At 57.2% G+C, this 12,341-nt stretch carries 13 protein-coding genes; 12 read left to right on the top strand and 1 reads right to left on the bottom strand.

All coding sequences use genetic code 11. The annotated features are described in order from the left end of the window. The first annotated feature begins 5 nt into the window (after nt 1–5). The 10 genes from FS819_RS22020 (at nt 6) to FS819_RS21975 (ending at nt 9,757) form a co-directional block, all read left to right on the top strand. Complete coding sequence (locus FS819_RS22020) at nt 6–986, top strand: bifunctional riboflavin kinase/FAD synthetase (protein ID WP_156550310.1); 981 nt, start codon at nt 6–8, stop codon at nt 984–986. 133 nt (nt 987–1,119) lie between these two features. Then, nucleotides 1,120–1,434: a hypothetical protein gene (locus FS819_RS22015; protein WP_156550311.1), complete on the top strand. Its 315-nt coding sequence runs from the start codon at nt 1,120–1,122 to the stop codon at nt 1,432–1,434. A 163-nt stretch (nt 1,435–1,597) separates the two neighbouring features. After that, nucleotides 1,598–1,876 carry a hypothetical protein gene (locus FS819_RS22010; protein ID WP_197434167.1) on the top strand — a complete coding sequence of 93 codons (279 nt, stop codon included), beginning with the start codon at nt 1,598–1,600 and terminating at the stop codon, nt 1,874–1,876. Nucleotides 1,877–1,905: 29 nt separating this feature from the next. Next, nucleotides 1,906–2,823: a 4-hydroxy-tetrahydrodipicolinate synthase gene (gene dapA, locus FS819_RS22005; RefSeq protein ID WP_197434166.1), complete on the top strand. Its 918-nt coding sequence runs from the start codon at nt 1,906–1,908 to the stop codon at nt 2,821–2,823. A gap of 61 nt (nt 2,824–2,884) precedes the next feature. Then, entirely contained in the window at nt 2,885–3,145 is a 261-nt protein-coding gene (locus FS819_RS22000) for a hypothetical protein (RefSeq protein WP_409050097.1), read from the top strand. 131 nt (nt 3,146–3,276) lie between these two features. Further along, the gene (locus FS819_RS21995; protein WP_156550314.1) at nt 3,277–3,474 is read left to right on the top strand and encodes a DUF3311 domain-containing protein; all 198 of its coding nucleotides are present in this window, start codon (nt 3,277–3,279) and stop codon (nt 3,472–3,474) included. Further along, entirely contained in the window at nt 3,464–4,939 is a 1,476-nt protein-coding gene (mctP, locus tag FS819_RS21990) for a monocarboxylate uptake permease MctP (protein WP_156550315.1), read from the top strand. The genes FS819_RS21995 and mctP overlap by 11 nt, the downstream gene beginning before the upstream one ends. A 285-nt stretch (nt 4,940–5,224) precedes the next feature. After that, nucleotides 5,225–8,278: an isoleucine--tRNA ligase gene (gene ileS, locus FS819_RS21985; protein ID WP_156550316.1), complete on the top strand. Its 3,054-nt coding sequence runs from the start codon at nt 5,225–5,227 to the stop codon at nt 8,276–8,278. A gap of 303 nt (nt 8,279–8,581) precedes the next feature. After that, nucleotides 8,582–9,190 carry a hypothetical protein gene (locus tag FS819_RS21980; RefSeq protein ID WP_070164521.1) on the top strand — a complete coding sequence of 203 codons (609 nt, stop codon included), beginning with the start codon at nt 8,582–8,584 and terminating at the stop codon, nt 9,188–9,190. A gap of 84 nt (nt 9,191–9,274) precedes the next feature. Continuing rightward, on the top strand, nt 9,275–9,757 hold the full coding sequence (locus tag FS819_RS21975) for a GNAT family N-acetyltransferase (RefSeq protein ID WP_156550317.1): 483 nt from the start codon (nt 9,275–9,277) through the stop codon (nt 9,755–9,757). A gap of 12 nt (nt 9,758–9,769) precedes the next feature. Here the strand turns inward: FS819_RS21975 and curA are convergent, their stop codons facing one another. Beyond that, entirely contained in the window at nt 9,770–10,795 is a 1,026-nt protein-coding gene (curA, locus tag FS819_RS21970; protein WP_156550318.1) for an NADPH-dependent curcumin/dihydrocurcumin reductase, read from the bottom strand. Between the two features lie 110 nt (nt 10,796–10,905). Between curA and recX the strand changes: the two genes are divergently transcribed. Continuing rightward, nucleotides 10,906–11,511 carry a recombination regulator RecX gene (gene recX, locus FS819_RS21965; protein ID WP_234624838.1) on the top strand — a complete coding sequence of 202 codons (606 nt, stop codon included), beginning with the start codon at nt 10,906–10,908 and terminating at the stop codon, nt 11,509–11,511. Nucleotides 11,512–11,574: 63 nt separating this feature from the next. Next, complete coding sequence (locus FS819_RS21960; protein ID WP_156550319.1) at nt 11,575–12,309, top strand: 4'-phosphopantetheinyl transferase family protein; 735 nt, start codon at nt 11,575–11,577, stop codon at nt 12,307–12,309. The last annotated feature ends 32 nt before the right edge of the window (nt 12,310–12,341 follow it).

Below are 12,341 nucleotides of genomic sequence, written 5' to 3'. Positions count from 1 at the left end.
CAACAATGACTGTTTTTCACCGCAATGAGAAGAAGACACCGCTGCCCGACAGCCTGAAGGGCGGGGTTGTTGCCATTGGCAATTTCGATGGCGTGCATCGCGGCCACCAAAGCGTACTCGACCGCGCGCTGGAGCTGGCACAGCAACGCGGCGTTCCCGCCTTGGTCCTGACCTTTGAGCCGCATCCCCGTGCGGTGTTCAACCCACAGGACCCGGTGTTTCGCCTGACCCCGGCGCCGCTCAAGGCCCGCCTTCTGGAGGCGATGGGGTTTCAGTCGGTGATCGAATATCCATTCGACCGGGAATTTTCGCAGCGTTCCGCCGAGGATTTCGTCAAGACCGTGCTGGTGGACTGGCTGGGGGCTGCCCAAGTGGTGACGGGTTTCGATTTTCATTTCGGCAAGGGGCGCGAAGGCGGCCCGGCCTTCCTGATGGAGATGGGCGCGCAATACGGTTTTGGCGTTACACTTCTCGATGCCTTCCGCGATGAAAATGCCGAGGTGGTTTCTTCCACCCGTATTCGTGGTCTGTTGGCCGAGGGTGCGATCAGCGACGTGGCTGGCCTGCTCGGCTATCGCTTCACGGTCGAAGCCGAGGTTATCAAGGGCCAGCAGCTTGGCCGCACGCTGGGCTTTCCCACTGCCAACATGGCGCTCTCACCCAAAACCACTTTGCGTCCCGGCATTTATGCCGTGCGCCTGCGCCGGGCCGATGGTTCGCTGCATGATGGTGTCGCCAGTTTTGGTTATCGTCCAACGGTAACGGACAATGGTGCGGCCCTGCTTGAAACCTTTGTCTTCGACTTTTCCGGCGATCTCTACGGCGAGGTTTGTGGTGTCTCCTTCTTCGGACATCTGCGCGATGAGTGGAAATTCGAGGGCCTCGATCCGCTGGTCGCCCAGATAAGGCAGGATGCGGAAGAGGCAAAGGCATTGCTGTCGGGTGTAAAGCCCCTTGGCGAACTGGATCGAAAAATCGCCTTTTGATGCCATTGCCTGACGTGCCGGGAGGCGACCGGCTCTGTCTTTATGATTTATTTATATGGCGCTCCCGGATTCCCAATCGAGAACTTATACGCCTGCGCCTATATCGTTTGTGTCACCAACAGAGTGCATGAACATGATCGTCAACGACCCTTCCTTTTTTAGCGTGTCCTCGATCGAGCCGGATGCCTATTGCATTCCCCATCGTCGCTCCCATCGCAAGGCCAAGAGGCGGACTCGGAAAAACCAGGCGCAGATAAACAGCATGGTTTTGGCATTCCTGATCGTCAGCATCGTGACCGTATTCGCGGCGCTTATACGAAGAGTCATTGAAGATGACTCTTCGTATTCCGTTTGCAAATATCTCAAGCGACTGATGCATTTGAGATATTTGCAATGCCTTCAAGGCGAGGATGCGTCAGCATCTTCGAGCCTTGGTATTATTGCCTGAACGCAGCAGCTTGGACTGAAAGGTTAAGATGATGCTGGGCAACAAAGTCGCTGAGGGTCACTGTCACAAATCCCGACATTCGTTGGAAGCGTTTTCTCAGCGCATATCCGAAGCGTCTCATTTGCGTGAAAACCACATCTGGGATGCTGTGCGGGAGCTTTCGATGCTCGCGGCCTGTCGGAGCGATCCGCGCCTTTATTCGAGGCTCTGCGCGCTGACCGCCGCCGGTGCGCTACTCGATGCCGTGCTGATGCTGGCAGCCAAGGCCAATCCAGAAATCGAAATTCGCAATTTGCAAGCCGCTGCAGGATGCTGGTCATGCCGCGTTGCCGTTGTGCGCGACGGCGAGCCCGATCGGCTGTTTTCTGCCACGCATTGCGACCGGGCGGCGGCCATTCTTTCGGCGCTGATCGCTGTCGCCCGGTCCAATCTGCCCGCCTGACCAGTTCTATTGAACACTTGGAGCCCTTTATGTTTATGCCTCGTCGTTTGCCCGATGGCGCCTATGCTGATCTCGTTACTCCGTTTCGAAATGGCGAAGTCGATCATGCCGGTCTTGTCAGCCTGATTGACTGGCAGATCCAATCCGGCATGTCCGGTCTCGTGGTCTGCGGAGAGAATAGTGAAGCTTACAACCTGAACGATGACGAACGGATCGCGGTCATTCGCACGGCTGTCGAAGCGGCAAATGGCATTGTTCCGGTTCTCGTCGGCACGGGGAGCAACTGCACCCGCAGCACGCTGGATCTGACGCTCAAAGCAAAGGCGCTGGGTGCCGACGCAGCTCTTCTGGTCACGCCCTATTATAGCAAGCCGACACAGAAGGGCTTGTTTGCGCATTTTCAAACCGTCGCGGAAGCCGTGGATTTTCCGATGGTCATCGTCAACGCCCCCGCACGAAGCGCTGTCGATATCACGCCCGATCTGGCAGAAAAACTGGCGCGCCTGTCCTCGGTCATTGGGCTGGTGGATTGCACTGGCGATATTGCGCGCCCGGCGCAACTGTCTGCTGCCTGCCGTGTCCGCATGCATTGCTATTCAGGTCATGAACGCACGGCTCTTGCCTTCGCGCTGGCCGGGGGGCATGGGGCATTTTCGCTTGCCGCCAATATCGCCCCCCGGCAAGTGGCCGCCATGCATAATGCCTTTCGTTACGGAAATAGCGCTGCGGCAAGGATGCTTCAGGACAGGCTTTTGCCGCTTTTCGCAGCTTTGGAACTCGAACATCCGATCGCTGCCGCGAAACTCGGGCTCAGTGTCATTCTGGGCTTAAGTCCGGAATTGCGCTTGCCCTTGACGCCTGTCGGCATCGAGACGGAGCTCCAGATGCGCGCAGCTCTCACGCTTCTTGGCACTGTTTCTGCAAAAACCTCTGCCAAGGCCTCTTAATATGAACTGCCATTTTCAATGACTCTTCGTAGGAACCGATTTTTCACAGGAGATGATCGTCATGAGCAATGTGCTCGATAAAGTTTCACGTTTCAAAAAGACCGAGCCGCGCTTTACCATTGGCCGGGATCATCATGGTTGGTGGGTCGTCCATGACCGGGCAGGCCAGGTTGGCGGTCTTTTTGCAACGGAAGAGGCCGCCCTGCGGTTTGCCGCCAGCGAATGCGATCATCACATGAATGAAATTTGCCGTGCGCCCGCCTCGGTGATTGTGGAACTGGGGCGCTTCACCAGCGACCACATCCGCGCGCCTGCGGCCTGACGGGCCGCTCCTTCTCTTTCGACCGCAAGGCTTTCGGTTTCAGGTTGCAGCCCGGCTGTGAATCGGAAATGATTGCCGGGCTTTGAGGCGCACAATGCAGTTGCGCCTCTGCTTTTGCGGGAGAGGGTTTCATGCAAAAACGTATTTGGACAGCGGCCTGCTGGCTGCTGGTTATTCCGTATATCGGCCTATTATGGGTTCCATTTTATAATATTCGCGAGCCTTCATTGTTCGGCTTTCCATTCTTCTACTGGTACCAGTTGATGTGGGTGCCCCTGACATCGCTCCTGATTTACATCGCCTACAGGAGCATGCCCAATGACGACTGAGATCGATCCGACGGCGCTGGCCGTCTTCATCTTCTTCTTTGCACTTGTCACCGTCATGGGTTTTGTCGCTTCACGCTGGCGCAGGCCGGAGACCATGGCCCATATCGATGAATGGGGGCTTGGCGGGCGCAAATTCGGCACATGGATCACCTGGTTTCTGGTCGGTGGTGATTTCTATACCGCCTATACGGTCATTGCCGTTCCGGCATTGGTCTATGCGGTTGGCGCCTATGGGTTTTTCGCGCTGCCCTACACGATTATTGTCTATCCCTTCGTGTTTCTGGTCATGCCAATCTTATGGCGGCGCGCCAAGGAACATGGCTATGTGACGGCGGGCGATGTGGTGCATGGCCAATACGGCTCTCGCGCCTTGGAGCTGGTGGTGGCGCTAACAGGGGTGATTGCCACCATGCCCTATATCGCCCTTCAGCTGGTTGGCATGGCCGCCGTGCTGAAAGCGCTTGGCCTGCATGGCGAAGTGCCGTTGATGGTGTCCTTCATCATTCTGGCGCTTTACACCTATTCGGCAGGCTTGCGCGCTCCGGCGCTGATCGCCTTCGTCAAGGACATCATGATTTACATCGTGGTGATTGTTGCCGTCGCCGCCATCCCGATGAAGCTTGGCGGCTATGCCAATGTGTTTGCCAGCGCTGATGCGGCTTTCCAGGCCAAAGGCTCCGGCGGTCTGTTGCTAGGCGGCAATCAATACGTGGCCTATGCGACGCTGGCCTTCGGTTCGGCGCTCGCGGCCTTCATGTATCCGCACACGCTGACGGGTATTTTCGCCTCGAACGGTGCCAATACCATCCGCAAGAATGCCATGCTGTTGCCCGCCTATACGCTGCTATTGGGGCTTTTGGCGCTGCTGGGCTATATGGGCCATGCGGCAGGCCTGAAGCCAGCAACGCCCAATGACATCGTACCGATGCTGTTCCAGTCGCTATTCCCAAGCTGGTTTGCGGGCTTTGCCTTTGCCGCCATCGCCATTGGCGCACTGGTGCCAGCGGCGGTGATGAGCATTGGTGCGGCCAATCTGTTCACCCGCAATTTCTGGAAGGCCTATGTCAACCCGGATGTTTCCCATGCCGGTGAAGCGCAGGTGGCAAAGATCACCTCGCTGGTGGTCAAGGTCGGGGCGCTGCTGGTCATCGTCTTCCTACCGACTCAATTTGCGCTGGATCTTCAGCTTCTTGGCGGTGTCTGGATCTTGCAGACCTTGCCAGCGCTGATTTTCGGGCTGTTTTCCAACTGGTTCCGGGTTCCGGGCCTGCTGGCGGGCTGGGTGGTCGGCTTTGTCGGCGGCACATGGCTGGTCTGGCTGAATGGCTTAAAGCCGCTGCATACGCTGAGCTTCGGTGACACGCATTTCACCGTCTATACCGGCATTCTGGCGCTCGTGGCCAATATTGTCGTGGCGGTTGTGGTCAACCTGATCACCCCTGCCAAGGTACCGGCGCGGGCGTGATCAGGTATTGAATTTCGGCAAGGCGGTCTTGGCCGCCTTGTTGTTTTGCCGCTTCTCTTTCCCTCTTCTCTTTCGGTGTGAAACCGCTTAAACAAACGCCATCATGAGAACAGTCGGGTTGACCATAGCTTTCCGTAGTATCGGGCGAATTATTGGCCCGGCCTTCCGCGCGCTCTAGGAGCAGCCGGAGGGTCCGGGTTTTCGGCGTGTGCTCTGCCACGCCCCGTCACCGACTTTCTCTTCTTTCAGGCGCAAACATTGCCGCCTCTCATCTATGGCTAGATCATGACTGATACCACCGATAAAAAAGACTATTCCGCCACGCTGGCCCTGCCGCAGACGGAGTTTCCCATGCGCGCAGGCCTGCCGCAAAAAGAGCCGGAAATCGTTGCCCGCTGGCAGCAGATGGGTCTTTATAAAAAGCTCCGCGCCTCTGCCGCTGGCCGCGAAAAATTCGTGCTGCACGATGGCCCTCCATACGCCAACGGCAATATCCACATCGGCCATGCGCTGAACAAGATCCTGAAGGATGTCATCACCCGCTCGTTCCAGATGCGCGGCTTTGACTCGAACTATGTTCCCGGCTGGGATTGCCACGGCCTTCCGATCGAGTGGAAGATCGAGGAAAAATACCGCGAAAAGGGCAAGGACAAGAACGAGGTTCCGATCAACGAATTCCGTCAGGAATGCCGTGATTTTGCGGCTGGTTGGATTGAGAAACAGTCGGAAGAGTTCAAACGCCTCGGCATCGAAGGTGATTTTGAAAACCCCTACACCACGATGAATTTCCACGCGGAAGCCCGCATCGCTGGCGAGTTGCTGAAAATCGCCAAATCCGGCCAGCTCTATCGTGGCTCCAAGCCGATCATGTGGTCGGTGGTGGAACGCACCGCCTTGGCCGAGGCCGAGGTGGAATATCACGAGGTTGAAAGTGATACGATCTGGGTGAAGTTTCCGGTGGTTAATGCTTCAGGTGATCTAGATGGTTCTTTCGTCGTAATCTGGACCACCACGCCTTGGACTATACCCGGGAACCGTGCGATCTCGTTCTCGTCCAAGATCGAATACGGTCTTTATGAAGTCACCGAGGCTGCCAATGATTTCGGCCCGCAGTCCGGCGAAAAGCTGATCTTTGCCGATAAGCTGGCGGCAGATGCGTTTGCCAAGGCCAAGCTGGAGTTCAAACGCGTTCGTCAGGTTACGGCGGAAGAACTTTGTGCCATCTCCTGCGCCCATCCGCTAAGTCCACTTGATGGAATAATCATTGAAGAGGGGAGCGGCTTTGGCGGCGGTTTCGAAAGCTTTAAAGAAGAGTTGAAGCCACTCTACGCGAATTTGGCGAACCACATCCGCTACGATAGAGCCGGAGGTTCTGGCGAAAGCATAGAGTATGATCTGCGTCCGCCATATTCTTTCCCCGTTCCCCTCATCGACGGCGATCACGTCACCGATGACGCCGGTACCGGCTTCGTCCACACCGCTCCCAGCCATGGTCGCGAAGACTTTGACGCATGGATGTCGGCTGCCCGCTCCTTGGAAGCCCGTGGCATCTCGTCCAAAATCCCCTTCACCGTCGATGACGCGGGCTTCTACACGGAAGACGCTCCCGGCTTTGGCCCCTCGGCTGAAGGCGGCGCGGCCCGCGTGATGGACGACAACGGCAAGAAGGGTGATGCCAACGAGCGTGTCATCAAGGCCTTGATCTCCGCCAACAACCTGTTTGCCCGTGGCCGGATCAAGCATGATTATCCGCATTCATGGCGTTCCAAGAAGCCGGTAATTTTCCGCAATACGCCGCAATGGTTTGTCTACATGGACAAGGAATTGGGTGATGGCACCACGCTGCGCTCACGCGCCCTTGGCGCCATTGATGACACCCGTTTCGTGCCCGCTGCTGGTCAGAACCGTCTGCGCGCCATGATCGAAGGCCGTCCCGATTGGGTACTGTCGCGCCAGCGCGCATGGGGCGTTCCGATCTGCGTGTTTGCCGATGAGGCTGGTGAGGTCTTGCAAGACGAGACTGTCAATGCCCGCATTCTGGAAGCTTTTGAGGTTGAAGGCGCTGATGCATGGTTTGCTGACGGTGCCAAGGAACGCTTCCTCGAAGGTGTGCCAAACCAAGAGCGTTGGACGCAGGTGCGTGACATTCTCGATGTGTGGTTCGATTCGGGCTGCACCCACACCTTCACGCTGGAAGACCGCCCGGACCTGAAATGGCCTGCCGATGTCTATCTCGAAGGCTCGGATCAGCATCGCGGCTGGTTCCACTCATCCTTGCTGGAATCCTGCGCCACCCGTGGCCGTGCGCCTTACAACGCTGTCATCACCCATGGCTTCACCATGGCGGAAGATGGCCGCAAGATGTCGAAATCGATCGGCAATACCATTTCGCCTCAGGATGTTATGGCCCAGTCCGGTGCCGATATCCTGCGTCTGTGGGTGATGAACACCGATTACTGGGAAGATCAGCGTCTGGGTAAAACCATCATCCAGACCAATGTCGATGCCTATCGCAAGATCCGCAATACGGTTCGCTGGATGCTCGGTACGCTTGCCCATGACCATGGCGAAGACATTGCCTATGACGCGCTGCCAGAGCTGGAAAAGCTGATGCTGCATCGGCTGGCCGAGTTGGATCAGCTGGTGCGCGATAGCTATGATGCTTTCGAGTTCAAGAAGATCACCCGGGCGCTGACCGATTTCGCCAATGTCGAGCTGTCGGCCTTCTACTTTGATATCCGCAAGGATGCGCTCTATTGCGACGCGCCGTCTTCGCCGCGCCGCCATGCGTCGCTGTTCGTGATCCGCAAGCTGTTTGATTGCATGGTGCTGTGGCTGGCGCCAATGCTGCCCTTCACGACCGAAGAAGCCTGGCTATCGCGCAGCCCGGACGCGGTCTCTGTCCATCTGGAACAGTTCCCGATGATCCCGGCGCAGTGGCTGAACCAGCCGCTGGATGGCAAATGGGCAAAGATCCGCAAGGTGCGCAGCGTCGTCACCGGCGCGCTGGAAGTGGAGCGCAAGGACAAGCGCATCGGCTCCTCGCTGGAAGCGGCTCCCGTCGTGCATATTGCTGATGCGGATCTCATGGCCGCCCTTGAGGGTCAGGATTTTGCCGAAATCTGCATCACCTCGGCCATTTCGGTGGTTAAGGGTGAAGGTCCGTCCGAGTCCTTCCGGTTGTCAGATGTGGGTGCGGTCTCAGTTGAGCCGAAACTGGCGGAAGGCCGCAAATGCGCCCGCTCCTGGCGGATCACCTACGATGTCGGCTCCGACCCTGACTATCCCGATGTTTCCGCACGGGATGCGGCGGCCCTGCGCGAACTGACACTTGACTGACAGATGAATATTTACCGGATGATTTGCGCTTTTTAGGATCATCCGGTAGAAGCTGCCTGAAATTGGCCGGAATTTTCTATCAGGCGGAAAGATACCGCCGATAACTATTCGGGATGGTGCCGGTATGGTCGATTTGATGTTCTCCTGAGCTTGCTGTATAAGGCGCCCGGGAGGTTCCGATCTGAAACCATACGCGACAGCGGTGCGGATATCCGTCGGTTCAGCATGAGGCTGGATGGAAAGATGTTTGCTACGACTGACGGAGCTTTGGATCCGGGACATGAAAAAGGCTGGAAGGTATTGATGGTTAAGGCACGGATGGTTCTTGTTGGCATGTTTGCTGCCTGCTCTGCCTTGAGCAGCTGCACCAGCGGCCCGACCTATGGCACTGATAAGACGTCTATGGAACAATTGGTGGACGATGTTGGCTCGGCCGCCTCCATCGGCAGCAAGAAGAAGACGACAGACACGGCATATAACCCGCGCCCGGACCTTGTCCTGCCGCCCAAGGGTGAGACCGCGCAGCTGGTACAGCCGCAGCAGTCCCTGGCCAGCAAGGATAATCCCGATTGGGTCGAAAGCCCTGAGGATACCCGCACAAGGCTCGTGGCCGAAGCCGATGCCAACCGTGGCAACCAAAGCTATCGTTCGCCGCTTCTTGATGGCAACGGCACCAATGGCACGATGACCGAAACCCAGAAATGGCAGGCCTTCCGCGACGCCCGCAAGATCCAGAAGGGCGCCTATATCGACCAGCGCCGGGTTCTGTCCGATCCACCGGCTTCCTACCGTGAAGTAGATCAGGCCAAGCTGGACGATCTGGGCGAACCAGAAGCCAAGAAGGAAAAACGTCGCCAGAAGGAAGCGGAAATGTCCAATTCCAACAAATCCTGGTGGATGCCTTTCCAATAAGGTCTGGTGTCTCCAAAAATTGGTGTTTTCAGCAAAAATATCAGGCAGGCCCGAAATGGCCTGCTTTTCTTTTGAGGTTTCTGCATGGATTTCTCCATCCGCGAGGCGCGTCCAGAGGACGTGCCGGTTATCCTTCGCTTCATCACCGATCTGGCGATTTTCGAAAAAGCCGAGCATGAGGTGAAGGCCACCGTCGAAAGCTTGCATCAATCGTTGTTTGGTGACGGAGCCATTGCGTTTGCCGTAGTCTTGGAAAAGCAGGGGAACCCTGTTGGCCATGCGATCTGGTTCTATAATTACTCCACCTGGCAGGCCCGCAAGGGGCTTTATCTCGAAGATCTCTACATCGATCCGGCCCATCGCGGCGGCGGTGCCGGGCGTACCATGCTGCGCTATCTGGCAAAACTTGCTGTCGATACCGGCTGCGGCCGGTTCGAATGGAGTGTGTTGGATTGGAACGCGCCAGCCATCCGGGTCTATGATGCTGTAGGTGCAGAGCCGCAGACCGAATGGATACGCTACCGACTTTCCGGCAACAAGCTTGCGGAGTTTGCCGCCGGACGATGATCGTGTGATACTTTACTGTGAAACGCGCACCACCAACTTGCCGAAATTCTTACCTTCCAACAGACCGATAAAGGCTTGAGGGGCGTTTTCCAGCCCGTCAACGATGTCTTCCCGGTAGCGTAGCGATCCATCGGCAATCCAGCCTGCCGCCTCGCGCTGGAATTGCGGAAATTGATCGGCAAATTCGCGTTGGATAAAGCCACGCACGGTCAGGCTCTTGGTCAGAATATCGCGCATGGTCATCGGCAGACGGTCTGGGCCAGGCGCATCCTCCACGGACTGGTTATACTGGGCGATCAGCCCGCAGACCGGCACACGCGCAAAGCTATTGAGTAGCGGAAACACCGCTTTCCAGACATCACCACCGACATTTTCGAAGTAAACGTCGATGCCATCAGGGCAGGCCTGTGCGAGTTCCCGAGCAAAATCAGGCGAGCGGTGATCGACAACCGCGTCGAACCCGAGTTCGTTTTTGATAAAAGCGCATTTGTCTGCACCACCGGCAATGCCGACCGCGCGCGCACCTTTGAGACGGGCGATCTGGCCGACGGCAGAGCCGACCGCGCCGCTGGCGGCGGCCACCACCACCGTTTGGTCGGGCTTTGGCTTGCCAATGGTCAGCAATCCCGCATAGGCGGTAAAGCCGGGCATGCCCAGCACGCCGAGCGCAGTGCTGATCGGGGCTGCCGACGGATCGATCTTGCGCAGCGTTTCACCCTTGGCAAGCGCATAGCTTTGCCAGCCGGAATGGGAGAGAACAACATCCCCCTCTTGAAAATTACTGTGTCTTGACCGAAGCACGCGCGCGACTGTGCCGCCCTCCATCACCGCGCCAATCTCAACCGGCTTGGCATAGGATTTTGCAGCGCTCATGCGTCCGCGCATATAGGGATCGAGAGACAGATAAAGGATTTGCAGCAGGACCTCGCCGTCCCCAGGCTCACTCACCGTGCCCGTTTCCAGCCGAAAATTATCGGTGGCGGGAGCGCCAGTTGGACGGGATGCAAGCTGAATTTGAAGGTTCTTTTGAGGTGTCATGATGTCTTTCATTTCAGAATTCACATTGGCTTGAGGACACGCTCTCGGCGGTCCTGTCGTCTTCCATGACAAAGTGATATAGCGTCCATGATGAAACCAACAATAGAGGCATGGCCGGCATTGGAACGACGAGCGACATGACAGGCGAGGCACAAATCCTGTTCGACAGCGAGACGCAACCGGACCCTTTGCAGCCGAAACCGCGGATGCTGGCCTGGGCGCGCAATTCTGCCGCCTATCGCCTTGGCCGACGAATGATGAGTGAGCGGGAATTGCGGGATGCCGTTGCCCGCAAGGCACGACAGAAATATGAAGGCATTGAGCCGGAGACGGTGGATGCGCTGGCGGCAGAAGCCGTGCGCTTTGGCCACCAGATGCTGGCGCTGGACGATGATGCCTATGCGCAGATCAAGTCGCAATCGGCGGCGCGCAGCGGCAAATCCAGACGTGCTATCGCCCAGACCCTGGCGCGCAAGGGTATCGAGAAGGACGTGGTGAGGGCAGCGCTAGAGGATATGGACGACCTGCCCGCCGCCATTCGATTTGCCAGAAAGCGCGGCTATGGCCCCTTTCGCCGCAGCGACGGCGATGAACGGCAGAGAATGAAGGAAATGGCGGGCATGGCACGCAATGGCTTTGGCTTCGATCTGGTGCAACGCGTGCTTGCCATGTCACGCGAAGAGGCCGAAGAGTATTTGTTGCAACAACCGCTGTAAGCGAGGCTTGCCGGTGGGTTGATCTGCATTTCTTTCAATTCAAGACGTATTCAAGGGTTTTTCATGAGCCAGCGGGCCAATAATCAGGTGGAAATATACTCCTCATGCCCTGTGCCTCCGCTTTTCGAGGCTTTCATCTCTCATCGCGCCGTTCGCTTCCGCCATGATGATTTTACGCCGGAAGTGGCCGCCGATCTAGGCGTGCCTTTGCCTGACAGCATGGGAAAGGCGGTCGCCAAGCGAAAGGCGGAATATGTGGGCGGACGGTTCTGCGCCATGCAGGCGATTGCGGCGCAGACCGGCCAGCCTGCGGCACCCGTTACAGCAGGACCACGTGGCGAACCGGTTTGGCCGCCTGGGCTGGTCGGATCGATCACCCATACAAATGGGTTTGCTGCGGCAGCCGTTGCCGATGCGGCCCGATTTCGCAGCCTTGGCATGGATACAGAACAGGTCATGACAGCGCAGGTCATGGGCAATGTCCGAGAGCGGATCTGCGGACCGGAAGACAGGTTTGGGGCCGGTAGCTCTTTTTTGCCGGAACTTCATACCACCCTGGTGTTCTCTGCCAAGGAGAGCTTGTTCAAATGTCTTTATCCATTGGTTGAAAAAATGTTCTGGTTCGAAGACGCGCTGATCCGGATCGATCCGGATCGGGGTGGTCTGTTTACCGCCGAATTGCTGTCACGCCTCCATATGGAATTTCCGGCGGGAACAGTGATCGAAGGACGCTTCTGCCTGACGCCGGGTCTGGTTCATACCGGCATCAGCCTTGCGAAAGATGAGGCTGCGTTATAATTTAGCTCTTGCAATAATACCCTAAAAATTAC

It is taken from the genome of Allorhizobium sp. Av2, from assembly GCF_021462805.2.
Classification (GTDB): Bacteria; Pseudomonadota; Alphaproteobacteria; order Rhizobiales; family Rhizobiaceae; genus Allorhizobium; species Allorhizobium vitis_G.
The sequence above is the reverse complement of the archived record's forward strand: the minus strand, read 5'-3'. Positions and strand labels throughout refer to the sequence as shown.